At 61.1% G+C, this 25,291-nt stretch carries 24 protein-coding genes; 16 read left to right on the top strand and 8 right to left on the bottom strand.

Annotation, left to right across the window (positions count from 1 at the left end; all coding sequences use genetic code 11):
* Window position 1: 1 nt before the first annotated feature.
* Window positions 2–1,063, top strand: coding sequence for a glycolate oxidase subunit GlcE (gene glcE, locus ACIROW_RS20050; protein WP_402278211.1), 1,062 nt, complete (start codon window positions 2–4; stop codon window positions 1,061–1,063).
* 3 nt (window positions 1,064–1,066) lie between these two features.
* Window positions 1,067–2,320 (top strand): glycolate oxidase subunit GlcF, encoded by a 1,254-nt coding sequence (gene glcF / locus ACIROW_RS20045; RefSeq protein ID WP_402278209.1) that lies wholly within the window; start codon window positions 1,067–1,069, stop codon window positions 2,318–2,320.
* Between the two features lie 185 nt (window positions 2,321–2,505).
* On the opposite strand, the gene ACIROW_RS20040 is transcribed toward glcF, so the two are convergent.
* From ACIROW_RS20040 to ACIROW_RS20025, 4 genes are all read right to left on the bottom strand, one after another.
* Complete coding sequence (locus ACIROW_RS20040) at window positions 2,506–2,970, bottom strand: PPC domain-containing DNA-binding protein (protein ID WP_402278207.1); 465 nt, start codon at window positions 2,968–2,970, stop codon at window positions 2,506–2,508.
* Window positions 2,970–3,536: a PCC domain-containing protein gene (locus tag ACIROW_RS20035; RefSeq protein ID WP_402278205.1), complete on the bottom strand. Its 567-nt coding sequence runs from the start codon at window positions 3,534–3,536 to the stop codon at window positions 2,970–2,972. Before ACIROW_RS20035 ends, ACIROW_RS20040 begins: the two co-directional genes overlap by 1 nt.
* Window positions 3,533–5,137, bottom strand: coding sequence for an acyl-CoA synthetase (locus ACIROW_RS20030; RefSeq protein ID WP_402278203.1), 1,605 nt, complete (start codon window positions 5,135–5,137; stop codon window positions 3,533–3,535). The genes ACIROW_RS20035 and ACIROW_RS20030 overlap by 4 nt, the downstream gene beginning before the upstream one ends.
* Window positions 5,138–5,226: 89 nt before the next feature.
* The gene (locus ACIROW_RS20025; protein ID WP_402278201.1) at window positions 5,227–6,402 is read right to left on the bottom strand and encodes an acetyl-CoA acetyltransferase; all 1,176 of its coding nucleotides are present in this window, start codon (window positions 6,400–6,402) and stop codon (window positions 5,227–5,229) included.
* 479 nt (window positions 6,403–6,881) lie between these two features.
* Here ACIROW_RS20025 and ACIROW_RS20020 point away from each other — a divergent pair, with 479 nt between their 5' ends.
* From ACIROW_RS20020 to ACIROW_RS20000, 5 genes are all read left to right on the top strand, one after another.
* Window positions 6,882–7,919, top strand: coding sequence for a TRAP transporter substrate-binding protein (locus ACIROW_RS20020; RefSeq protein WP_402278199.1), 1,038 nt, complete (start codon window positions 6,882–6,884; stop codon window positions 7,917–7,919).
* Between the two features lie 12 nt (window positions 7,920–7,931).
* Window positions 7,932–9,818 carry a TRAP transporter large permease subunit gene (locus tag ACIROW_RS20015; protein WP_402278197.1) on the top strand — a complete coding sequence of 629 codons (1,887 nt, stop codon included), beginning with the start codon at window positions 7,932–7,934 and terminating at the stop codon, window positions 9,816–9,818.
* A gap of 63 nt (window positions 9,819–9,881) precedes the next feature.
* A complete protein-coding gene (locus tag ACIROW_RS20010) occupies window positions 9,882–10,664 on the top strand; it encodes an SDR family NAD(P)-dependent oxidoreductase (RefSeq protein WP_402278195.1) in 783 nt (260 codons plus the stop codon).
* A gap of 13 nt (window positions 10,665–10,677) precedes the next feature.
* Window positions 10,678–11,475 carry an SDR family NAD(P)-dependent oxidoreductase gene (locus ACIROW_RS20005; protein ID WP_402278193.1) on the top strand — a complete coding sequence of 266 codons (798 nt, stop codon included), beginning with the start codon at window positions 10,678–10,680 and terminating at the stop codon, window positions 11,473–11,475.
* 114 nt (window positions 11,476–11,589) lie between these two features.
* Entirely contained in the window at window positions 11,590–12,678 is a 1,089-nt protein-coding gene (locus tag ACIROW_RS20000; RefSeq protein ID WP_402278192.1) for an alginate lyase family protein, read from the top strand.
* Here the strand turns inward: ACIROW_RS20000 and ACIROW_RS19995 are convergent.
* On the bottom strand, window positions 12,656–13,624 hold the full coding sequence (locus tag ACIROW_RS19995) for a LysR family transcriptional regulator (RefSeq protein ID WP_402278191.1): 969 nt from the start codon (window positions 13,622–13,624) through the stop codon (window positions 12,656–12,658). The genes ACIROW_RS20000 and ACIROW_RS19995 overlap by 23 nt on opposite strands.
* Window positions 13,625–13,797: 173 nt before the next feature.
* On the opposite strand from ACIROW_RS19995, the gene ACIROW_RS19990 reads away from it, so the two are divergent.
* The 3 genes from ACIROW_RS19990 (at window position 13,798) to ACIROW_RS19980 (ending at window position 16,935) form a co-directional block, all read left to right on the top strand.
* A complete protein-coding gene (locus ACIROW_RS19990) occupies window positions 13,798–14,925 on the top strand; it encodes a sigma-54-dependent Fis family transcriptional regulator (protein ID WP_402278190.1) in 1,128 nt (375 codons plus the stop codon).
* Window positions 14,926–15,023: 98 nt separating this feature from the next.
* Window positions 15,024–16,040 (top strand): ketol-acid reductoisomerase, encoded by a 1,017-nt coding sequence (gene ilvC, locus ACIROW_RS19985; protein ID WP_094564255.1) that lies wholly within the window; start codon window positions 15,024–15,026, stop codon window positions 16,038–16,040.
* Window positions 16,041–16,299: 259 nt separating this feature from the next.
* Window positions 16,300–16,935, top strand: coding sequence for a glutathione S-transferase family protein (locus ACIROW_RS19980; protein ID WP_402278189.1), 636 nt, complete (start codon window positions 16,300–16,302; stop codon window positions 16,933–16,935).
* A 6-nt stretch (window positions 16,936–16,941) separates the two neighbouring features.
* Here ACIROW_RS19980 and ACIROW_RS19975 read toward each other — a convergent pair whose 3' ends face one another.
* Both ACIROW_RS19975 and ACIROW_RS19970 read right to left on the bottom strand, forming a co-directional pair.
* Window positions 16,942–17,427 carry a glutathione peroxidase gene (locus ACIROW_RS19975; RefSeq protein WP_402278188.1) on the bottom strand — a complete coding sequence of 162 codons (486 nt, stop codon included), beginning with the start codon at window positions 17,425–17,427 and terminating at the stop codon, window positions 16,942–16,944.
* A gap of 62 nt (window positions 17,428–17,489) precedes the next feature.
* On the bottom strand, window positions 17,490–18,530 hold the full coding sequence (locus tag ACIROW_RS19970; protein ID WP_402278187.1) for a type IV pilus twitching motility protein PilT: 1,041 nt from the start codon (window positions 18,528–18,530) through the stop codon (window positions 17,490–17,492).
* A 52-nt stretch (window positions 18,531–18,582) separates the two neighbouring features.
* On the opposite strand from ACIROW_RS19970, the gene ACIROW_RS19965 reads away from it, so the two are divergent.
* From ACIROW_RS19965 to ACIROW_RS19955, 3 genes are read left to right on the top strand one after another with little or no spacing between them, the layout of a single operon-like run.
* The gene (locus ACIROW_RS19965) at window positions 18,583–19,284 is read left to right on the top strand and encodes a YggS family pyridoxal phosphate-dependent enzyme (RefSeq protein WP_402278186.1); all 702 of its coding nucleotides are present in this window, start codon (window positions 18,583–18,585) and stop codon (window positions 19,282–19,284) included.
* A 43-nt stretch (window positions 19,285–19,327) separates the two neighbouring features.
* Window positions 19,328–20,143 (top strand): pyrroline-5-carboxylate reductase, encoded by an 816-nt coding sequence (gene proC / locus ACIROW_RS19960; protein WP_402278185.1) that lies wholly within the window; start codon window positions 19,328–19,330, stop codon window positions 20,141–20,143.
* 7 nt (window positions 20,144–20,150) lie between these two features.
* The gene (locus ACIROW_RS19955; protein ID WP_402278184.1) at window positions 20,151–20,879 is read left to right on the top strand and encodes a peptidoglycan DD-metalloendopeptidase family protein; all 729 of its coding nucleotides are present in this window, start codon (window positions 20,151–20,153) and stop codon (window positions 20,877–20,879) included.
* A 4-nt stretch (window positions 20,880–20,883) separates the two neighbouring features.
* On the opposite strand, the gene ubiA is transcribed toward ACIROW_RS19955, so the two are convergent.
* Window positions 20,884–21,738 (bottom strand): 4-hydroxybenzoate octaprenyltransferase, encoded by an 855-nt coding sequence (ubiA, locus tag ACIROW_RS19950; protein WP_402278183.1) that lies wholly within the window; start codon window positions 21,736–21,738, stop codon window positions 20,884–20,886.
* A gap of 285 nt (window positions 21,739–22,023) precedes the next feature.
* Here ubiA and ugpB point away from each other — a divergent pair, with 285 nt between their 5' ends.
* From ugpB to ugpE, 3 genes are all read left to right on the top strand, one after another.
* The gene (ugpB, locus tag ACIROW_RS19945; RefSeq protein WP_116434771.1) at window positions 22,024–23,331 is read left to right on the top strand and encodes a sn-glycerol-3-phosphate ABC transporter substrate-binding protein UgpB; all 1,308 of its coding nucleotides are present in this window, start codon (window positions 22,024–22,026) and stop codon (window positions 23,329–23,331) included.
* Window positions 23,332–23,521: 190 nt separating this feature from the next.
* Window positions 23,522–24,406 (top strand): sn-glycerol-3-phosphate ABC transporter permease UgpA, encoded by an 885-nt coding sequence (ugpA, locus tag ACIROW_RS19940; RefSeq protein ID WP_402278182.1) that lies wholly within the window; start codon window positions 23,522–23,524, stop codon window positions 24,404–24,406.
* A gap of 33 nt (window positions 24,407–24,439) precedes the next feature.
* A complete protein-coding gene (gene ugpE / locus ACIROW_RS19935) occupies window positions 24,440–25,291 on the top strand; it encodes a sn-glycerol-3-phosphate ABC transporter permease UgpE (RefSeq protein WP_402278181.1) in 852 nt (283 codons plus the stop codon).

Below are 25,291 nucleotides of genomic sequence, written 5' to 3'. Positions count from 1 at the left end.
CATGGAACAGACACTGCAAGCATTCAAGGAGCGCATCGTCGCGGCTACGTCCGGCGGCGTGCCGCTGCAAATCCGCGGCGGCGGCACCAAGGACTGGTACGGCCAGGAACCGCGCGGCGAGGTGCTCGACACGCGTCCTTACAGCGGCATCATCGACTACGAGCCGACTGAACTGGTGATTACCGCACGTTGCGGCACGCCGCTGTCGGAGATCGATGCCGCATTGGCGGCCAACAATCAGGTGCTGGCTTTCGAGCCGCCGCGCTTCGGCGGCGTCTCCACCGTCGGCGGCATGGTCGCAGCGGGTTTGTCCGGACCGGGCCGCCAATGGAGCGGATCGGTGCGCGACTTCATCCTCGGCGCCGATCTGATGGATGCGCAAGGGCAGGTCCTGCATTTCGGCGGACAGGTCATGAAGAATGTCGCCGGCTATGACGTCTCGCGCCTGCTGACCGGTTCGCTCGGTACGCTCGGGTTGATCCTGCAGGCGTCGATCAAGGTATTGCCGCAGGCCTTCGCTACCAGCACGCGCGTGTTTGAAGTCGACCAGGCCAATGCCATCCGCCTGCTCAACGAATGGGGCGGCCAGCCCCTGCCGCTGTCGGCCAGCGCCTGGGTCAACGGCGTGCTGACGATTCGCTTGTCGGGCGCACAAGCCGCTGTCTCTGCTGCAGAGACGAAGCTCGGCGGGTCTGAGTTGACCAACGGCGAGGATTTCTGGCGTGACCTGCGCGAGCAGAACCATGTGTTCTTCGCTGACGTGGATGCGCCGTTGTGGCGGATTTCCCTGCCGTCGGTGACGCAGCCGCTGGCGCTCAATGGCGCGCAGCTGATCGAATGGGGTGGCGCCCAGCGCTGGTATCGCGGCGATGACGGTGTCGCCGCCATCCGTGCCGCCGCAACCGCAGCCGGCGGCCACGCCAGCCTGTATCGCGGCGGCGACAAGAGCGTCGGCGTGTTCCAGCCGCTCGCGCCTGCGGTCGCCAAGATCCATCGCAACCTGAAAGCCTCCTTCGACCCATCCGGCATCTTCAATCCCGGTCGCATGTACAGCGAGTTTTAAACTATGCAAACCAACCTGGCCGATTTCATCCGCGACACTCCCGAAGGCAAGGAAGCCGACGCCATCCTGCGCTCCTGCGTGCATTGCGGATTCTGCACGGCGACCTGCCCCACCTATCAATTGCTGGGCGACGAGCTCGACGGTCCGCGCGGCCGCATCTACCTGATCAAGCAGGTGCTCGAAGGCAAGCAGGCCACCGCTGCCACGCAATCGCATCTGGATCGTTGCCTGACCTGCCGCAACTGCGAATCGACTTGCCCATCCGGCGTGCAATACGGCCGTCTGGTCGATATCGGCCGCAAGGTGGTCGAGGACCAGGTGCCGCGCCCGCTCGGTCAGCGCATCGTGCGCACCACGCTCAAGACGCTGCTGCCGAACAAGTGGCTGTTCAATCCGGCGATGAAGGCCGGCCAACTGGTCCGTCCGCTGTTGCCGCAAAAATTGCAGAACAAGGTGCCGGTCAAACAAGACGCGGGCAAGTGGCCGACGCGCACGCATGCGCGCAAGATGTTGATGCTCGACGGTTGCGTACAGCCGGCCATGTCGCCCAACATCAACAGTTCGACTGCACGCGTGCTGGATGCGCTGGGCGTCGAGCTGATCGTGCCGCCCAAGGCTGGTTGCTGTGGCGCGATTCGTTATCACCTGAACGATCAGGATGGCGGGCTCAATGATATGCGTCGCAACATCGATGCGTGGTGGCCGTATGTGGACGGCTCAGCCGGCTTCACGGTCGAGGCGATCGTGATGAATGCTTCCGGCTGCGGTGCCACCGTCAAGGAATATGGCCATCTGCTGCAGCACGACGCTGCCTATGCCGCCAAGGCGCATCGGATTGCGCAACTCACACGTGATATCAGCGAGATTCTGCCGGACTTCGAAGCCGAACTAGCGGGCAAGCTCAAGGGAAAAATCAAGGATAAGCTCAATGCGCGCGTTGCCTATCATCCGCCGTGCACTTTGCAGCACGGGCAGAAGATTCGCGGCAAGGTGGAGCAGATTCTTGGCAGTGCCGGTGTTGACGTCAAGCTGTGTGCGGACAGTCATCTTTGCTGCGGGTCGGCGGGGACGTATTCGGTGTTGCAGCCGGAGCTGTCTTATCGTTTGCGGGACAACAAGCTGAATAATTTGCAGGCGACTCAGCCGGACATGATTGTTTCCGGGAATATCGGGTGTCTGACGCATTTGCAGTCGGGGACTGATACGCCGGTGAAGCATTGGATTGAGTTGCTGGATGCGGCTTTGGTGGGGGCGTAAGCTGTTCCGACGTTCCTTCGTCGGCAGCTGATTCTGTGTTCTCTTCGATCAACCCTGCCGGGCTACCCCCGGCAAGGTCGTCCGAAGAAAGAAAAATTCAATTTACCTAAGCACAAAACAAAAAAGCGGCCTCAAAAAGAGAGCCGCCTTCATCAATCATGCCAACGCAAGTCGGCAACCAAAAATCAAGCGTGCAAAACCTGCTGCGCCTGCTTGGGAATCCACTCCTGCAAGGTAATCTCAATCGTGATGAACGACAGATTCGCCCCCCGCACAAAGCGCCCCGCAAAAATCTTCCCATCCACATCCGCCACCACCCCCTGCAAAGGATGGACATGCGGCTTGCCGCCGTTGAAGCCGATCTCGCCAAAGACATTGAGAATCTCAACCCCAGGCCCGTTGATCTCCATTTCCCGCGAACCGGTCGGCGTCGCGTACTCCAGGTGCGCATCGATCAGGCTGCCGATCGCGCCGCGCACGATGGCGGTCTGCATGCCGTATTGGCGGCACAGCGCTTCCACGCTTTCAGTGAGGTCCTGGTTCGGTTTGAGGCGCGCCATCACCAGTTTTCCCAGTGTGCCTTCCTCTACCTGAATGTCGTTGTCGTTGGTGTGTGTCTCTGTGTTTTTTATAAGTGTTGATGTCGTCATCATGATTCCATGGGTGTCGGATGCAATAGACTGAATAGCGTCTCTTCATCGCTGTTGACGACGAAAGCGCCCTGGGAAAACAAGCACAGGCGGATGATGAGCGGATCGTCGCCCACTTCCACCGTGTCGAGCAATAAATGCCCGCCGTGTATCGAACCATCGCCGTCAAGGAAGCCGGCGTGGCAATGCAATAATACTTTTCCTTCCTGGTTCTGGCCAACCGTGATTGCGCCGGTGACGAAGGTGATCACGCCTTCCAGCACATGCGGCGGGCCGTAGTCATATGGACGGTTGGCGTCGCGCGTGTTTTCGATGCGGTGGTAGTGCAGCTTGCGCGCGGTGCCGCCGCACATGCGGCCGACGCCTCCGCGCTGGCCGTAGCGTTGCAGCACCTCACGCAAGGCGGCGCCGACTTTGGTGCCGGGCTGCAGCGTGATGCGCAGTTCTTCCGCCGGATTGGCTTCCAGGTCCAGCGTGCGCGGGTAGCTCTGCTGGCCGGCGTGAAGAAACTTGCGTACCTCGACAAATCCCGGATGGCCTTCGGCGGACTTGTTGGAAATTTTCATAAGCGATAGTCACCTTTCTCCTCGAGCAGACTTTTGATCTGCTTCTTGACGATCTTTCCATAACCGGATTTCGGCATGGTCTCCCAGAACACGAAGCGGCGCGGCCATTTGTATTTGGCGATGCGACTCTCCAGATGCGACAACAGCGCGTCGCCGTTGGCCTTCTGGCCGGACTTGGCGACGATGACGGCGATGCCGCTTTCGCCCCATTTCGGATCCGGCACGCCAAGCACGGCGACTTCGGACACCGAGGGATGCGTCAGCAGCGCTTCTTCGATCTCGCGCGGATAGACGTTGGAGCCGCCCGAGATGTACATGTCGGACGAGCGGCCGGTGATGTAGAGGAAACCGTCTTCGTCCACGTGGCCGAGGTCGCCGGTGTGGAACCAGTCGCCCTTGAAGGCCTTGGCGTTGGCGTCCGGATTGTTGTGATAGCCCATGAACACGGCCGGGCCGCGCACGCAGATCTCACCGGTTTCAAACGACTTCAGTTTCTTGCAGCTGTCGTCGAGGATGGCGATTTCCATGCCGGTGCGCGGCATGCCGCAGGAGCCGACGCGCGCTTTCGGATGGGCGTCGTCCGCTTCGTGCATGTACGGCGGCAGGAAGGTGATGTTGCCGGTCACTTCGCCGAGGCCGTAGTACTGCACCAGCACCTTGCCGAGCTTCTTCAATGCGTACACCTGGTCGGCGCGGTACATCGGTGCGCCGGCGTAGATGACGTGCTTGAGCGAGCTATGGTCGTAGCGATCGACCGATTCGTCTTCGGTCAGGATCTTGACGATGGTCGGCACGGTGAACATGTTGTCGACGCGGTGGCGCTGCACCAGTTGCCAGGCTTCTTCCGGCACCAGGCGCTCGGTTGACAGCAGGATGCTGGCGGCGCCGCGCGCCGTGTTGACGACTGCGTGGATGCCGGCACCGTGCGACAGCGGCGCCACCACCAGCGAGCGCGACTGATGGGTCAGGCCCGGCAGCAAGTCGGCCAGGTGGTTGGTCACGACGAAAGCCATCTGGCCGTGCGACAACATGCCGGCTTTCGGGTGGCCGGTGGTGCCGGAGGTGTAGAAGAACCACAGCGGATCTTCGTAATCGACTTCCACTTCATCGAAAGGCTGATGCGCACCGGCCGCAGTGGCGAGTGTTTCGAAATCAAGTTCGCCGGCGCGCGGGTCTTGCAGCGCGATGACGTGTTTCAGCGCGGGGGAGATTTCCTTGACGGCGTCGACATAGTTGGCGAAGCCGCGGTCGTACAGCATGACGCTGGCGCCGCTGGACTGGCCGAGATAGGCAGCTTCCGGCGGCGTGATGCGCACGTTGGTCGGGACCCAGACCATGCCCAGCTTGAATGCCGCCCAGGCGCTTTCAAAAATCTGCAGGTTGTTGCGGGAGTGGACCAGCATTTTGTCGCCCTTGCTCACGCCCAGCTTTTGCAGCGCATGGGCGAGGGTGTCGACGCGGTCGTTGATCTGTTTCCAGGTGGCGATCTTGTCGCCTTTGCCGTCCGCGGTGCCGTCGCCGAAGATCAGGCCGGGCTCGTCGGGGAAGCGGCGGGCGACGTCGGATAGCAGGCGCCCCAGGTTCATTACTTTGGTTAACATCGTCTCGCTCGTGTGTATTTTTTATGTGGGTCTTTACTTCAGTTGCTGCTGCCGCGGTCCCGGGCAATGCCGGGACCACGGAAAAACTATCAATGCACGCGTTCCAGAATGCTCACGTAATTCGCCACTGCAGCACCGCCCATGTTGAACACGCCGGCATAGCGCGCGTTCGGGATCTGCATGTCGCCGGCGTCATGGCTGGCCTGCATCGCCGCCATCACGTGCATCGACACGCCGGTGGCGCCGACCGGATGGCCCTTGGACTTCAGGCCGCCGGAAGGATTGATCGGCAGGCGGCCGTTCTTGGCGGTGACGCCGTCGAGGATGGCGCGTGCGCCCTGGCCCGGCTCGGCCAGGCCCATGGCTTCATACTCAAGCAACTCGGCGATGGTGAAGCAGTCGTGGGTTTCCACCAACGACAGGTCGAGCAATTTGAGGTCGGCTTGTTTCAATGCCTGCTGCCATGCCAGCGTGCCGGCTTCGAAACGGGTCGGGTCGCGGCGCGACAGCGGCAGGAAATCATTGACGTGCACGGCGGCGCGGAAGGTCACGGCGCGCTGCATGGTCTTGGCCACGTCGGCGGCGCTCAGCACCAGCGCGGCGGCGCCGTCGGAGATCAGCGAGCAATCTGTGCGCTTCAACGGGCCGGCGACGAAGGGATTCTTTTCCGAGACGTTGCGGCAGAAGTCGAAGCCGAAATCCTTGCGCATGTGGGCGTAGGGATTGCTCATGCCGTTCTTGTGATTCTTGGCGGCAATGGCGGCCAGCGCATCCGACTGATCGCCGTAGCGATCAAAGTAGGCTTGCGCGATCTTGCCGAACACGCCGGCGAAGCCGCCCGGGATGCCGGCTTCTTCCTTGGCGTAGCAGCACTTGAGCAGCACTTCGCCGACTTGCGGCGTGGCCAGTTCGGTCATTTTTTCAAAGCCGATCACCAGCGCGTGCTTGGCCTGGCCGGACAGGATCGATTGCATGCCCGAGTGGATCGCCGCCGAACCGGTGGCGCAGGCGTTCTCAACGCGCACGGCAGGCTTGAAGCGCAGCGCGGGCAAGGTATTGAACACCAGCGAGGACGGGAAGTCCTGATACAGGAAGCCGCCGTTGAAGGTGCCGATGTGGATCGAGCCGATGTCTTCCGGCGTCAGGCCGGCGTGTTCGATGGCCGCCTTGGCGACCTGGCCGATCAGCGCTTCCGGATCGATGCCGTCGAGCTTGCCGAATTGGGAGTGATTCCAGCCGGTGATGCAAGGGGAAGGTGCAGTCATGTGGATTCCTGAAAAGAGTGTGTTGGAACAGCAATATGCAAAAACGATGCCACGAATTTTCCAGGCCGGTGCAGCATTGCCGCGTTGCTTGTTGTTATGGCGGCAGCGCCCGTACGGGCGGCGTCGGCAGGCCGTGATGGCGGTAAACATAGCACGTTGCGCGCAGTGATGAATTTGCTGCACTGCAGGATGAAACCGGGATGGGAACCGCATACAGGTGTCAATCAGGTGTTCAGGCAATGCGACAGGTGTCGCATCAAAATAAACACCTGATTGGCCCTCACATCCCTTGTCGAATCAGGCGTTTATCGAAGAGAATGTGCTTGCAATGCCGACTTCAGGGAGGGAAGCCCAGGTCCGTGGAAACACTTTCGCGACTTGGCATCCAAATTGCTCTAGAACGCATAAGCAGTGCTGAATTAGTCGTTACTAGTATCGGCAACATAAATTAACCAAAACTAAAATCAGGAGACAAACAGATGGGTAACCCAACTGCCAGCATCACTCGCCGTCGTTTTTTGAAGACTGTTTCCGTCGCTTCGGCCGCTGCCGCCACCGGCATGATGTCGACCCAGGCATTTGCCGCCGCTGAATTCACGCTGAAGTACGCCAACAACCTGCCGGCCACGCATCCGATGAATCTGCGCGCCAAGGAAATGGCCGCCAAGATCGCGACCGAGTCCAAGGGCCGCATCGACTTCCAGGTCTATCCGAACAACCAGCTCGGCAATGACACCGACACGCTGGGCCAGGTACGCTCGGGCGCGGTCGACTTCTTTACACTGTCCCCGCTGATTCTCGGCACGCTGGTGCCGGCTGCACAGATCAGCGGCGTCGGCTTTGCCTTCAAGGATTACAACCAGGTGTGGGCCGCACTCGACGGCGAGTTGGGCGCGCACGTGCGCAAGCAGATCGAGGCCAAGTCCACCGTCTTTGCATTTGAAAAGATCTGGGACAACGGCTACCGCCAGATCACCAACAGCACTCGCGCGATCAACAAGCCGGAAGACCTCAAGGGCATGAAGCTGCGCGTGCCGCCGAGCCCGCTGTGGACATCGATGTTCCGCGCCTTCGATGCGGCGCCGGCCAGCATCAACTTCGCCGAAGTGTATTCCGCGCTGCAGACCAAGATCGTCGAAGGCCAGGAAAACCCGATGGCGATCATCTCGACCGCCAAGCTGTACGAAGTGCAGAAGTACTGCTCCATGACCAACCACATGTGGGATGGTTTCTGGTTCCTGGCCAACAAGAAATCGTTCGAGCGTCTGCCGAAGGACCTGCAGGAAATCGTCACACGCAACGTCAATGAAGCCGGCATCAAGCAACGCGCCGACGTCAAGGCGCTGAACGATTCCCTGGCGACCGAAATGAAGGGCAAGGGTCTGGCCTTCAACGACACCGACAACGAAGCCTTCCGCGCCAAGCTGCGCAGTGCAGGTTTTTATGCCGAGTGGCACAAGAAGTTCGGTGACGAACCTTGGGCGCTGTTGGAGAAATACACCGGGAAGTTGGCGTAAATGGAAGCGGCGATGACCGAAGTGAGAATGCCTTCTGCACCGCTGCCGACCAACCCGCTGGCGCGTCTGCTGGCGGGCGTCAATCGCGGCGTCATGCACGTTGTCGCCGCGGTTGCTGCGGCGCTGGTGGTGGTGGAAACCGGCGTGCTGCTGGCCGGCGTGATCTACCGCTATGCGCTGCACGACCCGCTGATCTGGTCCGATGAACTGGCCTCGACGCTGTTCATCTGGCTGTCGATGCTGGGCGCAGTGCTGGCGCTGGACCGGGGCGAGCACATGCGCCTGACGGCCATCGTCAACAAGCTCTCCGACAAATGGCGCGTCTGGCTGGAAACAGTCGCCGCATTGATCGTCTGCATCTTTGTATTGATGATCATCCATCCTGCGGTCGACCACGCGTCGGAGCAGATGGCGATCACCACGCCGGCCTTGGAGATCCCCGACGGCCTGCGTGCAGCAGCGCTGCCGGTCGGCGCGATCCTGATGTTCCTGGCGGCGATTGCCCGCATGGCGAGCCGCTCCAGCATCAGGCAGGTGTTGTCTGCCGTGGCCGTTGTCGCCGTGATCGGCGCGGTGCTGTGGATCAGCAAGCCGGCCCTGCTGGCCATGGGCAACTACAACCTGATCGTGTTCTTCGTGGTGCTGATCGGCGCGTGTGTCGCAGGCGGTATTCCGATTGCGTTCGCCTTCGGTACGGCGACGATGGCCTATCTGACCATTGCTACAGGCGCACCGATGATGATCGTGGTCAGCCGTATGGACGAGGGCATGTCCAGCCTGATCCTGTTGTCGGTGCCGCTGTTCGTCTTGCTCGGTTCGCTGCTGGAAATCAGCGGTCTTGCCAGAACGCTGATCGACTTCATGGCGGCCTTGCTGGGCCACGTGCGGGGTGGTTTGCAATACGTGCTGCTGGGCGCGATGTTCCTGGTCTCCGGCATCTCCGGCTCCAAGGCGGCTGACATGGCCGCGATTGCCCCGGCGCTGTTCCCTGAAATGAAGAAGCGCGGTTCCAAGCCGGAAGAACTGGTGGCCTTGCTGTCGTCTTCCGGCGCCATGACCGAAACGATTCCGCCGAGCCTGGTGCTGATCACCATCGGCGCCGTGTGCAGCGTGTCGATTACGGCGCTCTTCATCGGCGGCCTGATGCCGGCGGTGATCGCCACGATTGCGATCGGCATTGTCTGCTGGTTCCGCGCCCGTCGTGAACCGATGCCGGATGTGAAGCGCGCCACCATCGGCGTGATCGGCAAGACCCTGATCGCTGCGATCCCTGCGCTGGCCTTGCCGATGCTGATTCGCGTGGCGGTGATTGAAGGCGTCGCCACCGCAACGGAAGTGGCCACCATCGGTGTCGCCTACACCATCGTGGTCGGTCTGGTCATGCATGCCTTCATGAAGCATCTCGATTTCAAGCGCATCTATCCGATGCTGGTGGAAGCGGCGACGCTGTCGGGCGCGATCCTCTTGATCATCGGCATGGCCACCTCGATGGCGTGGGCGCTGACGCAGTCGGGCTTCTCGGCCAAGCTGGTGTCGCTGATGCAGGGCGTGCCGGGCGGTGGCTTCGGCTTCCTGCTGATCACGATCGTGATCTTCATCGTGCTGGGCAGCATCCTGGAAGGCATCCCGGCGATCGTGCTGTTCGGACCGCTGCTGTTCCCGGTGGCGCGCTCACTGGGCATCCATGACGTGCACTACGCCATGGTGGTGATCCTGGCGATGGGCATTGGTCTCTTTGCACCACCGTTCGGCGTTGGCTTCTATGCCGCCTGCGCGATCGGCAAGGTGTCGCCGGACAAGGTCTTCAATCGTGTGTGGGGCTATCTGGCCGCACTGGTGGTGGCACTTCTGGTGGTGGCTGCGGTGCCGTGGATTTCGATCGGCTTTCTTGAACACTAATAACATCTAAAAACGGCGGCTTGCACTTCTCCCTTCGCAAGCCGCCATCCTCACGGAGACAACATGAACCACAATGACAGCGGCGCCCGCGTGGCGCTCGTGACGGGCGGAGCCATGGGTATCGGCGCCGCAATTTCCCAGCGTCTGGCGCGCGACGGTTATACCGTACTGGTCTCGGACATCAACCTGGAAGCAGCCAGGGCGACCGCCGACAAGATCAACGCCGATGGCGGCACGGGGTGGGGTAGGGCCGCGCCGCTGGCGATGGATGTCAGCAAGCCCGAGTCCATCGAAAAAGCCTTCGCCGACGTCGAAAAAGACTACGGCCGCTGCGACGTGCTGGTCAACAATGCAGGCGTCGCCAAGACCTTTCCCTTCCTCGATTACCCGCTCGACAACTGGCTGCTGACAATGAACATCAACGTCACCGGCGTGATGCTGTGCGGCCAGCACGCGGCGCGCATGATGGTGCGCAGGAAGTGGGGCCGCATCGTCAATATTTCGTCCATTTCGGGCATACGCGCCGGTTCCGGCCGCACCGCCTACGGCACATCCAAGGCTGCTGTCATCGGCCTGACGCGCCAGATGGCGATCGAGCTGGCCGAGCATGGCGTCACCGTCAACAGCGTCGCACCCGGTCCGGTCGATACGCCGCTGACGCAGGCCGTGCACTCGCCGGAAACCCGCAAGAGCTTCACCGCCGGCGTGCCAATGCATCGTTACGGCAGCACCGATGAAATCGCCGCGGCAGTGTCTTTCCTCGCGGCTGACGATTCGTCCTACATTACCGGCCACGTGGTGCCGGTGGATGGCGGCTTCGTGGCCGCCGGCATTCTCGACATTTGATCGGAGCATAAGCATGGCACGCGCAATGGAAGACAAGGTCGTCATCGTCAGCGGCGCAGGTTCGGTCGGCGAGGGCTGGGGCAACGGCAAGGCGGCGGCGGTGCTGTATGCGCGCGAAGGTGCGCGCGTGCTGGCGGTCGACCGCAACCTGCAGGCCGCACAAGAGACCTGCGACCTGATCCGCAGCGAAGGCGGGACGTGTGAAGTAGTCGCCGCGGACGTGTCGAAAACGCCGGACATCGAAGCCATGGTGCAGGCCGCGCTCGATCATTTCGGCCGCATCGACGTCCTCCACAACAATGTCGGCATCGCCGAAACCGGCGGCCCGGTCGAAGCCAGCGAAGAGAGCTGGAACCGCGTCATCGCGATCAACCAGACCAGCGTCTTCATGACCTGCAAGCATGTCCTGCCGGTGATGGAAAAACAGAAGAAGGGCGCCATCGTCAACATCTCGTCGCTGGCGGCGATCCGCTGGGTGGGCTTTCCGTATGTCGCCTATTCGGCGTCCAAGGCGGCGATGCTGGCGCTGACCAAGAACATCGCGATGCAATACGCGCCGCTGGGCATCCGCGCCAACTGCGTGTTGCCGGGGTTGATGGACACGCCGATGATCCGCGAACCGCTCAAGGCCTCCTATGGCGGCGACATCGAAGAGATGCGCCGCAAACGTCACGAACAATGTCCGATGGGCCATATGGGCGACGCCTGGGATGTGGCGCATGCGGCCTTGTTCCTGGCGTCGGATGCCGCGCGTTACGTGACGGGCGTCGACCTGATCGTGGACGGCGGCCTCAGTCTCAAGTGTGTGTAGCAAACTCGTTACGTCGGCGTCATCTGCATAGGTGTGACGAAAGGTAAATTGCAGGGCATCGGTTGGAGGAATGGGGTGTAATGTTTTTCATCCCTTTTCCTTCCCGGTGACTGCATGCCAGATCAGCACGTTTTTCGTCGTCCTTTTGTCCATCTTCTCGCGCTGCTGTGCCTGCTCATTGCAGCGCCGTTCGCCTCCTCGCAATCCCTGTGGCCGTCGTCGCAGCAGTGGGAGCAGTTGCGTCGCGATCCGACGTTCAAACAGGCAATGACGGCCCAGCGCCGCATCGCCGACGAAGCACTCGCCGCCGCGCCGCAACCGATTGCCACACTGTCCAGCGGCGGTCGCCTGCAGGGCGACGCGATCAAGGGAAAGACCGCCGCCAGCATCAAGGACATGGACAAGATCCAGGCGCTCGCCGTGACCTACAAAGTGACGGGCGACGCGCGCTACGCGGCGCGTGCGGGTGAATTCCTCGATGCCTGGGCCGCACGCAACCAGCCCACCGGCCAGCCCATCGACGAAACCGGTCTGGAGCCGGGCATCTTCGGCTACCGTATTGTGCGCGCCGATCTGCCGGTCGCTGCGCGCGACCGGATCGATACGTGGATGCGCAATATCGCACAGGCCGAGATCGATTCGCGTGTGCTGAAGCGACCGACCGCCACCAACAACTGGCACAGCCATCGCCTGAAGATCGTCGGCCTGATCGGTTACGCGATTGGCGACGCCAAGTTGCTCATCTATGCGAAGAATGGCTTCCGCACCCAGATCAACGACAACCTGCGTCCTGATGGCGAGAGCATCGATTTCATCGAGCGCGATGCCTTGTCGTATCACGTCTACGATTTGCGGCCGCTGGTCACGCTGGCGCTGGCGTTTGCCGAAGACGGCGAGGACTTGTACCACTGGCAGGCGCCGAATGGCGCGTCGGTGGCGCGCAGCGTGACATGGTTGTTGCCGTATGTGCGTGGGGAGAAGAGCCACGCCGAGTTCGCCGGCAGCCGGGTGCCGTTCGACAAGGCGCGTTCGGACAATCATGAGAAGGGCCATGAAATCGGCACGCCCTACGATCCCAAAAACGCCCAGCCGCTCATGGACCTCGCGGCGGCTTACGATCCGGCCTGCGCGGAGTTGGCGCGCAGTCTCGGCGGCGGCAGCATGCGTCTGCGGCTGGCGCTCAGTTCTTTGAAAAACGGCTGAGGGCAGGTCGTCGCGTCCGGCCTGATGGCGGCGAAGGCGGCGGCGTAGGTTGGGTATTCTTGAGCCCGCTCCAGACTTCTTCCGCCGTTTGCACAAAGGTCTGGATGCAGGGATTGCGGTTGTCCTTGTTCCAGATCACCGCGACGTCCACCACCGGCGCATCAACCAGCGGCTTGAAAACCGTGGTTTCCAGATGCATGGCCTGCATTGAGTTCGGCACCATCGCCACGCCCAGGCCTTCGCCGACCAGGTTGACGATGGTCTGCTGCAGGTTGGCTTCGAGCTTGATGCGCGGGCGAAAGCCCGCCGCCACACAGCAATTGACGATCAGGTCGTAGACCACCGGCGCAATCGCGCGCGGGATGCTGACGAAGGGATCGTCGGCCAGATCCCTGGCTGAAATTTTTTCACGTGTCGCCAGGCGGTGGTTTTTCGGCAGCACCGCCACCAGCGGTTCGGAAAAGATCGTGCGACTGTCCAGCCCGCTGCAATCCTCGGGCCGGTACATGATGCCGACGTCGCGTTTGCCTTCCCTGATGTCGACCGCCAGCAGATTGGGCACGTGCTCGGTCAGGCGCATGTCGACCTCGGGATAGGCTGCCGAATAGTGGCGCGTCACCGACGGCAGGATGTTATAGGCGGTCGACATCATGAACCCCACCAGCAGCGCGCCGCTGTTGCCGGCCCCGGTGCTGACGGCATTGCGGCGGGCGCGCTCCAGTGCATGAAAAATTTCAGCAGTGTCCCGGTAGAAATGTTTGCCCGCTTCGGTCAGCTGCACGCTGCGTTTGCTGCGGTCGAACAACTGCACGCCGAGTTCCTTCTCCAGCGCCGCAATCTGGCGCGTGAGCGGGGGTTGCGAGATATGCAACAGCTCGGCGGCGCGGCCGAAATGCAGGGTTTCTGCTACGGTGCGGAAATAAGTCAGGTGGCGCAGTTCGATCATTTGATACCTTTAAGGTATTAATTGTGTGCCTATATTGTATTGGAAGTTATTAAACAAGCTGGCTATTCTTTGCCGCAGAGTCAGCTTACTTGCGACTGACTCCCAGGTGATCCGGCCACGAGCCGGTCTCGCCGCCACATAAGAAAAAGCAGTTCATAGACAGGAGACAAATCATGCCGACATCCACGGTAGACCTCGCTACGGCGCGCAGATATGTCAGCAGCGCACGCTATCGCTCACTCGATGAACTCTGTGGCGGCGATCCGCAGATGCAAGACCTGATCGCGCGCGGCAAGCGCCTGATCGACCGCAACATCCCGATTCTGATTCTCGGCGAAACCGGCACCGGCAAGGAATACCTGTCGCGCGCGCTGCACGCCTACAGCGAACGACGCGCCGCCAACTGGGTGGCGGTCAACTGTGCTTCGATTCCCGAGAGCCTGGCCGAGAGCGAACTGTTCGGCTATTGCAAGGGCGCGTTTTCCGGCGCGCTGCCGGGCGGCATGAAGGGTAAGGTGCAGCAGGCCGACGGCGGCACGCTGTTCCTCGACGAAATCGGCGACATGCCGTTCGCCTTGCAGACGCGCCTGTTGCGCGTGCTGTCCGAACGCGAAGTGATTCCGCTGGGCGCGGCGCATCCGGTGCCGGTCGACGTGCACCTGATCTGCGCCACGCACCAGGATCTGAAAACGCTGGTGGCGCAAGGGCGCTTCCGTGAGGATTTGTATTACCGCATTGCAGGCGGCGTGCTGCGTTTGCCGTCGCTGCGCAGCCGCACCGACCGCCGCGCTTTGATCATGCAAATGATCTCCGACGAAATGTCCTGTGCGGACATTGATGAAGGCATCATCGCGCCGGCCGCCTTGCAGCAGATGCTGGCCTATGCCTGGCCCGGTAACCTGCGCCAGATGCACGCCGTGATCCGCTACTGCTGCGCCGTCATGAACGGCGACCGCATCGAGGTCGGCGATCTGCCGGAAGAGCTGATGGAGACGTTCGCGCCATCCGCTTCGCTATCCATTCACTACGAGGGGCCGGCTATTTCTCCGGCCTCCAACGTCCGCAGCATCCTGCCACAAGCCGGTGCTGCCGATATCCTCCCGCGCCCATCAGGCGGCCCGCTCGGGGACGAGCGCACGCGCGTTATCGATGCGCTGGTCGGCAGTCGCTGGAACATTTCCGCCGCCTCGCGGCAACTGGGAATGTGCCGCGCCTCGCTGTATCGCAAATTGCGCCAGCTGGATATTCCGCACGTGCGCGACCAGGCCATGCCGACGCAGTTCGCGTCGTACGCGGCCTGATCGAAACCTATCGATCGAAACTTATTGCGCCGCTTCCGGGCGGCGCCCACACGACAAAACAAAAGAGCTCCGCTCACCTTGAGGAAGTTAGGAAGACCATGAAAGTTTTTTACGACAAAGACGCAGACCTGTCCCTGATCAAGAACAAGAACGTGACCATCATCGGTTACGGTTCGCAAGGCCACGCGCACGCGCAAAACCTGAATGACTCCGGCTGCAAAGTCACCGTTGCGCTGCGCAAGGATGGCGCATCGTGGAACAAGGCCAAGAACGCCGGCCTGAACGTTGCCGAAGTCAACGAAGCGGTCAAGGGCGCCGACGTCATCATGATCCTGCTGCCGGATGAAAACATCGGCCAGGTCTATGCAGAAAACGTAGCACCGCACGCCAAGCAAGGCGCGACAGTCGCCTTCGCGCACGGCTTCAACATCCACTACGGTCAAGTCGTGCCGCGCGCCGATCTGGACATCATCATGATCGCGCCGAAGGCCCCGGGCCACACCGTGCGTTCGACCTACACCCAGGGTGGCGGCGTGCCGCATCTGATCGCGGTCTATCAAGACAAGTCCGGCACTGCCCGTGACGTCGCGTTGTCGTACGCTACCGCCAACGGCGGCGGCCGTGCCGGCATCATCGAAACCAACTTCCGCGAAGAAACCGAGACCGACCTGTTCGGCGAACAAGCGGTTCTGTGCGGCGGTACCGTCGAACTGATCAAGGCCGGTTTCGAAACGCTGGTGGAAGCCGGCTACGCGCCTGAAATGGCGTACTTCGAATGCCTGCACGAACTGAAGCTGATCGTCGACCTGATCTATGAAGGCGGCATCGCCAACATGAACTACTCGATCTCGAACAATGCGGAATACGGCGAATACGTCACCGGCCCGCGCATCATCAACGAAGAGAGCAAGAAGGTCATGAAGCAAGTGCTGACCGACATCCAGACCGGCGAGTACGCCAAGAGCTTCATCCTGGAAAACAAGGCCGGCGCACCGACCTTGCTGTCGCGTCGTCGTATCAATGCTGAACATCAGATCGAAATCGTCGGCGAGAAGCTGCGCGCGATGATGCCGTGGATCAAGGCCAACAAACTGGTGGACCAGTCGAAGAACTAACACGACCACGGACCGCGATCGTGGGCATCATCTCAGGACACGCAAGCATGCGTGCCCTGGGCAGGACGGCGCAAAGCATTGCTTTGCGAAACCCCGTCCAGCCTGCCTTGGATCAAGGCCAACAAACTGGTGGACCAGTCGAAGAACTAATCGATTTTTTCTCGATGAAAAAAGGACGCCAAGGCGTCCTTTTTTATTTCGCGGTATGTTTACGCCCCGAGACTTCTCACCAGCCACTTCGCCCCTCAAGGAGAACCAAGTGCAACTCATCGGCATGCTCGATTCACCCTACGTCCGCCGCGCCGCCATTTCCCTGCAATTGCTCGGCCTGCCGTTTGAACATCAATCGATCTCGGTGTTCAGCACCTTTGACCGTTTTCGCGAAATCAATCCGCTGGTCAAGGCGCCGTCATTGATCTGCGATGACGGTACGGTGCTGATGGATTCGATCCTGATCACGCAATACGCCGAAGCGTTTCCACAAAAGAAGCGCAGTTTGCTGCCGACCGACTTGGGCGAGTTGCAGCGTGCGCTGCGTATCATCGGGCTGGCGATGACGGCCTGTGAGAAGAGCGTGCAGATCGTCTACGAGCACAAGCTGCGTCCTGCCGAGAAGTTGCATGAACCTTGGCTGGAGCGTGTATCAGGACAATTGTTGGAGGCTTACAAGGCGCTGGAAGAGGAATTCACCAAGCGGCCGCGCGCAGTGACCAGCGCCACCATCGATCAGGCCACGCTGACTACGGCCGTGGCCTGGTACTTCAGCCGCCAACTGGTGGCCGATGTGGTGCCGGCGGAGCACTATCCCGCGTTGGCGGCCTTGTCGGCAGCGGCCGAAAAGTTGCCGGAGTTTGCCGCCGCACCGTATGGTGACGGCATTTGCCAGGCGCACTAAACCAGCTTACTCCGCCAGCAATTTTTCGATATCGGCCACCATGTCTTCCGGCTTGGTGGCCGGCGCGTAACGCTTGAACACGCTGCCGTTCTTGCGCACCAGGAATTTGGTGAAATTCCATTTGATCGCCTTGCTGCCGAGCAGGCCGGGGGCTTCCGCCTTGATGTAGGTAAACAGTGGATCGGCCTGGTCGCCGTTGACGTCGATCTTGGCGAACAGCGGGAAGCTGACGCCGTAATTCTTTTCGCAGAAGGCGCCGATTTCTTCCGCCGTGCCGGGCTCCTGGCCGCCGAACTGGTTGCACGGGAAGCCGAGCACTTCCACACCCTTGTCCTTGAACTCGCGATAAATCTTCTCCAGGCCCTGGTACTGCGGCGTGAAACCGCATTTGCTGGCGGTGTTGACGATCAGGACGACCTTGCCGCGATATTGGTCCAGCGCCGCCGGCGTTTGGTCGGGCAGGGCGGGATGGAAGTCGTAGATGCTGGGCATGGGGGCCTCGTCGAAGTGAATGGGAATGCTGTCCATGATAGCCCATGGCCCGTGTACCGGCTTCAGGCGAACTGACCGGGCGTGCGGGAGGCCGCACGTGCAGTCTCCGGCGTGATCAGGTCCCTGCGCAGCAAGTCGCCCAGGCAATGGTCCAGTGTCTGCATGCCGGCGCCGGCCGAGGTCTGCATGATCGAAGCCATCTGCGCCACTTTTCCTTCACGGATCAGGTTCCGGATGGCGGGCGTGCCGAGCATGATTTCGTGGGCGGCGATGCGGCCGTCGCCGGCTTTGGTCTTCAGCAGGAGTTGCGAAACCACCGCGCTGAGCGACTCCGACAGCATGCTGCGCACCATGTCCTTCTCGTCGCCGGGGAACACGTCGACAATGCGGTCTACGCTTTTTGCAGCCGACGAGGTGTGCAGCGTGGCCAGCACCAGATGGCCGGTTTCCGCCGCCGTCAGCGCCAGGCGGATGGTGTCGAGGTCGCGCAGTTCGCCGATCAGGATCACGTCCGGATCTTCGCGCAGCGCCGAGCGCAATGCATTGGCAAAGGAGTGCGTATGGGCGCCGACGGCGCGCTGGCTGACCAGGCTCTTGTCCGGCGTGTGGATGAATTCAATCGGGTCTTCGATGGTCAGGATGTGTGCCGGGCGCTGTTCGTTGATGTGCCGGATCATGGCGGCCAGCGTGGTCGACTTGCCCGAGCCGGTGGGGCCGGTGACCAGGATCAGGCCTTGGCGGCGCAGCGCCAGTTCGGCCAGCACCGGCGGTGTATCAAGTTCAGCCAGACTGCGGACCGTGTGCGGAATCGTGCGGATGACCGCCGCCGGACCGCGCGCCTGATGGAAGGCGTTGACGCGAAAGCGCGCCAGGCCGGCGATGTCGACCGCGAAGTCGCACTCCAGGTCGCGCCGATAGCTCTCGGCCTGGGCCGGATCCATGATTGCGTCGAGCATGTCGTCGACGTCTTGCGCCAGCAATACCGGCAAATTGACGCGCCGCATATCGCCGCGCAGGCGCAGCATGGGCGGCAAACCGGTGGAAAGATGCAGGTCGGAAGCCTGATTCTTGACCGAAAAGGCGAGCAGGTCGGGAATGTCCATTTATAATCTCTGACTGAAAAAACAGCGTTGTCCCTCCCCGAACCGAAGAATTATGTCGTCAATCGCAAAACAGTTGCAAGTTGTTAACGCTCGCATTGCCGCCGCTGCGCAAGCCGTCGGCCGCAATCCGCAAGACATCCTGCTGCTCGCGGTGTCGAAGTTCTTTGATGTCGAGTCCGTACTGGAAGCCGTGCGCGCAGGGCAGGCCGCCTTCGGCGAAAACTATGTCCAGGAAGCGCTCGACAAGATCGCCGCACTCAAGCTGGCGGCGCCCGAAGCGCAGGTCTCCTGGCATTTCATCGGACCGATACAGAGCAACAAGACGCGCCAGATTGCGGAAAACTTCGACTGGGTGCATTCGGTCGATCGCGAAAAGATCGCTCGCCGCCTGGCAGAACAACGTCCGCCCGGGCTGCCGCCGCTGAACATTTGCCTGCAAGTCAACATCAGCGCCGAAGACAGCAAGAGCGGTTTGTCCCCCGACGAATTGCTGCCGGTGGCGCGCGCGGTGGCCGCCATGCCCGGCCTGCGCCTGCGCGGACTGATGGCGATTCCGGCGCCGACCGAGGTCGAGGCAGAACAGCGCGCCGCGTTCCGGCGCTTGCGTGAATTGGCGGCGTTGCTGACCGACAGCGGCATCGCTTGCGACACCTTGTCGATGGGCATGTCGGCCGACATGGACGCCGCCATCGCCGAAGGCGCCACGATCGTGCGCGTCGGCACGGCCATTTTCGGGCAACGCCAGACGCACTAGAATTATTCGCAGCTATCCGTAGTCATCCACAGGAAGAAAACATATGTTGAAGATAGGTTTCATCGGCGGCGGCAACATGGCTGCGGCACTGATCGGCGGTCTGGCAGGCAAGCTCACCGACGGCAAGAACATCCACGTGGTTGACCTCAACCCCGAGTCGCTGGAAAAGCTGAACCAGCGTTTCGGCGTCACCACCGCGCTGCAAGTCGACGTCATGCTCGCCAAGGTCGACGTCATCGTGCTGGCGGTCAAGCCGCAGCAGATGCGCCAGGTGGCCGACAGCCTCAAGCCGTTCATCGGCACGCAACTGGTGTTGTCGATCGCCGCCGGCATCCGCAGCGCCGACCTGTCGCGCTGGCTCGGCAACCATCCGGCCATCGTACGCTCGATGCCGAACACGCCGGCGCTGATCGGCAAGGGTATCTCCGGCATGGTGGCGTTGGACGGTGTGAGCGCCGAGCAGCGCGCCGCCGCCGATGCCATCCTGCGCGCCGTCGGCACGACGGTGTGGCTGGACAGCGAAGACCTGATCGATCCGGTGACAGCGGTGTCGGGCAGCGGCCCGGCCTACGTGTTCTATTTCATGGAAGCCATGCAGAAGGCCGCCGTCGAGCTGGGGCTGAGCCCCGAACAAGGCGTCGAGCTGGCCAAGGCAACCTTCGCGGGCGCAGTCGAATTGGCGATCCGTTCGCCGGAACCGCTGCCGCTGTTGCGTGAACGCGTGACATCGAAGGGCGGAACCACTTATGCCGCATTGACGTCAATGCAAGGTGCCGGCGTGGCGGAACATATCGTGACGGCGGTCAAGGCCGCCGCCGCAAGAGGGAAAGAATTGGGGGAGGAGTTTGGGAAGGATTAGTTTGAACGTGCTTCGTTATATTTCGGTTGTTGCTGGTGTCGTGATTGTCGCTGCGCTCACTGCGTGCGCCAGCGCGCCGTATCAGGGTGATTCGTATACGGTGAAACGGGGCGACACGCTGATGAGCATTTCTCGCACCGTCGGGAAGGATCATCACGACATCGCTGCGTGGAACAAGATTTCCGATGCGAACGAAATCTATCCGGGAGATGTGCTGCGGTTGAAGCCACCGGCGACCGTGGCGGCTGCGCCTGTCTCGCGCGCAAAGCCGGCTGCAGCTACAACTGCGGCGCATGAACGCAAGGCGGAACCGAAGAAGGAAGCCGAATCCGCAGCGCCGGCGGCGCCGTCTGCGGCCGAAGCCGAACGCCTGGACTGGATGTGGCCGGCGCAGGGCAAGCTCACCGCCACCACCGACCGCAACCTGAAGGGCATCGACATCACCGGCACCCCGGGCCAGCCGGTGTGGGCGGCCGAAGCCGGCAAGGTGACGTACGCCGGGCGCGGCATCCGCGGCTACGGCAACATGATCATCGTCAAGCACAGCCGCACGCTGCTGTCGGTCTATGCGCACAACAAGTCGATCATGGTCAAGGAAGGGCAGACCGTGAATCGCGGCCAGCAGATCGCCGAGATGGGCGACACCGACAGTCGTATGGTCAAGCTGTATTTTGAAATCCGCAGCAACGGCAAGGCGCTCAACCCGGTGCCGCTGCTGCCTAAGCCGCGCAGCTAAAAGTCTAGCGCAGCGCGTAATCCGCTGCGACGCCTGCGAACATCAGCGCGCCCAGCCAGTTGTTGTGCACGAACGCCTTGAAGCACCCGGCACGGTCGCGGGTGCGGATCAGGGTGTAGTGATATACCGCGCACCCGGCCGCGGCCAGCATGCCCAGCGAGAACCAGGTGCGCAGGCCGAAGTGCCAGCCCACCGCCCAGAAAATCCCCAGCGCCGCGACGTAGCACAGCATGATCGCGAGCACGTCGAAGCGGCCGAAGGTGATTGCCGAGGTCTTCATGCCGAGCTTGAGGTCATCGTCGCGATCGACCATCGCGTAAGCGGTGTCGTAGGCCACCGACCAGAACACATTCCCCAGCAGCATCAGCCACGCCACCATCGGTACCTGGCCTTGCACCGCCGCGAAACCCATGGGGATGCCGAAGCCGAAGGCGATGCCCAGATAGGCCTGCGGAATCGCGAAGAAGCGCTTGAAGTACGGATAGCTGGCCGCCACGATCAGCGCCGGCACCGACATCTGCTTGGTCAGCGTATTGAGTGGCAGGATCAGCAGGAATGACGCCAGCGCCAGCACTCCCGCCACCATCAGCGCTTCCCAGCCCTGGATCTTGCCGGCCGTGAGCGGACGGTCGACGGTGCGTTTGACGTGCTTGTCGAAATCGCGGTCGGCGTAATCGTTGATCGCGCAACCTGCCGAGCGCATCAGCACCGTACCCAGCGTGAAGATCGCCACCATATGCCAACCCGGCCGGCCGTCGGCGGCAAACCACAGCGCCATCAGCGTCGGCCACAGCAACAGCTGGATGCCGATCGGTTTGTGCAGGCGCACAAGACGGAAATAGAGGTTCAGGCGATTCATGTCAGGTGGACAAAAAAGGAAAGCGCCATTATAAAGGCGCGCTCAAAAAAGTCGGCGAGGGGTAAAAAACGGGAGATTTTTGACGAAATTCGGAGGCTTTTTCGTGGAAATTTTTTTCACGTAATTGGGGTCTCCGTGAACAGATGTAACATGGCTCGTGAATTTTTGCTCAAAAAGGCGAAATTATTTGCCGTGGCGGGCATTAGACGCTAATGTACGACCGGTGTAACGAGACAGTCACAATGACTTGATAACATCGGTCACCTTTTTGGGAGGATTTGCCTAATGAAATACCCTGTGAAAACCTTTGCCGCTGCGGCTTTGCTGGCGACAATGACAACTTCCGCCTTCGCGGTTACCGACATCGCCTGGTGGCATTCCATGACCGGCGCCCTGGGCGAACGCGTCAACACCATGGCTGACGAATTCAACAAGAGCCAGTCCGATTACAAAGTGACGCCGGTCTACAAGGGCACTTACGACGAATCGATGGCCGCTGCGATTGCCGCCTATCGCGCAGGCAACGCACCCAACATTTTGCAGATTTTTGAAGTCGGCACAGCGACCATGGTTTACTCCAAGGGCGCCATCAAGCCGGTCTACGAAGTGATGCAGCAAGCCGGCGAGAAGTTCGACCAGAACGCCTATGTGCCGGCAGTCTCCGGTTACTACTCGACTGCGAAGGGCATGATGTCCTTCCCGTTCAACAGCTCGACCACGATCATGTTCTATAACAAGGACCTGTTCGCCAAGGCCGGCCTGGATCCGAACAAGCCGCCGGCAACCTGGCAGGACTTCGTTGGTATGGCCGCCAAGATGAAGGCCAGCGGCATCACCTGTCCTTACACCACCACCTGGCAATCATGGGTGCACCTGGAATCGTTCTCGGCCTGGCACAATACCGAGACCGCATCCAAGAGCAACGGTTTCGGCGGTCTCGATGCGCGCCTGAAGATCAATGGCCCGCTGCAAGTGCGCCATATCGAAAACATGTCCAACTGGGCCAAGCAAGGCTATTTCATCTACGCCGGCCGCAAGGATGAAGCCAACGCCAAGTTCAATGCAGGCGAGTGCGCCATCATCACCGGTTCCTCGTCCGCCTATGCCGATATCCGCAAGAACGCCAAGTTCAAGTTCGGCGTAGCTCCGTTGCCTTACTACAGCGACGTGCAGGGTGCACCGCAAAACACCGTGATCGGCGGCGCTTCGCTGTGGGTCATGGGCGGCAAGAAGGCTGACGAATACAAGGGCGTGGCGAAGTTCTTCACTTACCTGTCCAAGCCTGAAGTGCAAGCCAAGTGGCACCAGGAAACCGGCTATCTTCCGGTGACCAAGGCTGCGTATGAAATCACCCAGAAGTCCGGTTTCTATGAGCGCAATCCAGGCACCGACGTCGCGGTCAAACAGATGATCGTCAAGACCACTGACAAGTCGCGCGGCATCCGTCTGGGCAACTATGCACAGATTCGCACCGTGATCGACGAAGAACTGGAAAACGTCTGGACCGGCAAGAAGGCGCCGAAAGAAGCGCTCGACAGCGCGGTGAAACGTGGCGACGAACTGTTGGCCCGTTTCGAAAAAGCAAACAAGTAAACAGTCTGCTGAGCGCAGCGCGGCAAGGTTGATTCGCCGCGCTGCCGCTTCAGGAAAGACCTGTGCAAGACACTCAGCCCCGGTTCGCCGGGGCGATGTATTTTTCAGCTGCTCGGAAAACTTACCGGTGCGGGATGTAATCGTTATCACACATCCTCTTCAATCACCGCTTTTAGGGACATAAGCTATCGTGGAAAAACGCGCTCGCTTCACTTCATCATGGCTGCCGTATGCGCTGGTCGCGCCGCAGATCCTGATCACGATATTGTTTTTCTTCTGGCCTGCAGTGCAGGCCCTGTACCAATCGGTGCTGCTGCAGGACGCCTTCGGCGGCTATTCGGAATTCGTCTGGTTCGACAACTTCGCGGCCTTGTTCGGCGACCCGAGTTATCTCGCGGCGTTCGGCACCACGGCCATCTTCTCGGTGCTGGTCGCGGTCGGCGGGATGGTGCTGTCGCTGATCCTGGCGGTGTTTGCCGATCGCGTCGTCAAGGGCGCGGCGATCTACAAGACCTTCCTGATCTGGCCGTACGCGGTGTCGCCGGTGGTGGTCGGCGTGCTGTGGATGTTCCTGCTGAGTCCTTCGCTGGGCCTGCTCTCGCACGTGCTGGCCTGGCTCGGCATCAACTGGAACTACATGGTCAACGGCAACCAGGCCATGACCCTGATCGTCATTGCGGCGATCTGGAAACAGATCAGCTACAACTTCCTGTTCTTCCTGGCCGGCCTGCAGTCGATCCCGAAATCGCTGATCGAAGCCGCCGCCATCGACGGCGCCGGTCCGGTCAAGCGCTTCTTCACGATCATCTTCCCGATGATCTCGCCGACGACGTTCTTCCTGATGGTGGTCAACATCGTGTACGCGTTCTTCGATACGTTTGCGATCGTGGAAGCGACCACCCACGGCGGTCCCGGCAAGGACACCGAGATCCTGGTCTACAAGGTCTTCAGCGACGGCTTCAAGGGCGGCGATCTCGGCAGCGCCGCGGCGCAGTCGGTGGTGCTGATGGTGATCGTGATCCTGCTGACCGTCATCCAGTTCAAGTATGTGGAAAAGAAGGTGCAATATGCTTAATCAACCCGCATTGATGTTGAAGGGAGCGCCGGCATGATTGAACGACGCCCCATTCTCGACGCCGTCAGCCATCTGGTGCTGATTATCGGCGCGCTCATCGTGATCTTTCCGTTGTACGTCGCCTTCATCGCCAGCACCCAGACCGCCGAGCAATCGGCCATGTCGCCGCTGTCGCTGCTGCCCGGCACGGAGCTGGTCACCAACTACAAGACCGTCCTGACCCAGGGCGCTTCCGGCAATGTCTCATCGCCGCCGGTGTCGCGCATGCTGTGGATCAGCCTGGTGACGGCGCTGGTGATCGCGATCGGCAAGATCTCGATCTCCATGCTGTCGGCCTTCGCGATGGTGTACTTCCGGTTCCGCGGACGCAACCTGTTCTTCTGGATGATCTTCGTCACGCTGATGCTGCCGGTGGAGGTGCGCATCACGCCGACCTATCAGGTGGTGTCCGACTTCGGCATGCTCAACACCTATGCCGGCCTGACGGTGCCGCTGATTGCGTCGGCCACGGCCACGTTCCTGTTCCGGCAATTCTTCCTGACGGTGCCCGACGAGCTCGCTGAAGCGGCGCGCATCGACGGCGCCGGGCCGCTGCGCTTCCTCAAGGACGTGCTGTGGCCGCTGTCGCGCACCAACGTGATTGCGCTGTTCGTGATCATGTTCATCTACGGTTGGAATCAGTACCTGTGGCCGCTGATGATCGCCACCGAGCAAACCATGTACCCGATCGGCATCGGCATCAAGACGCTGATTTCGGGCGGTGACTCGGCGGTGGAATGGAATATGGTGATGGCAACGATGATCCTGGCAATGTTGCCGCCGGGGCTGGTCGTCGTGGTCATGCAAAAATGGTTTGTTAAAGGTCTGGTCGATTCCGAGAAATAA

The sequence above is a fragment of the Herbaspirillum sp. NPDC101397 genome, from assembly GCF_044767325.1.
In the GTDB taxonomy this organism is placed as follows: domain Bacteria; phylum Pseudomonadota; class Gammaproteobacteria; order Burkholderiales; family Burkholderiaceae_D; genus Herbaspirillum.
The sequence above is the reverse complement of the archived record's forward strand: the minus strand, read 5'-3'. Positions and strand labels throughout refer to the sequence as shown.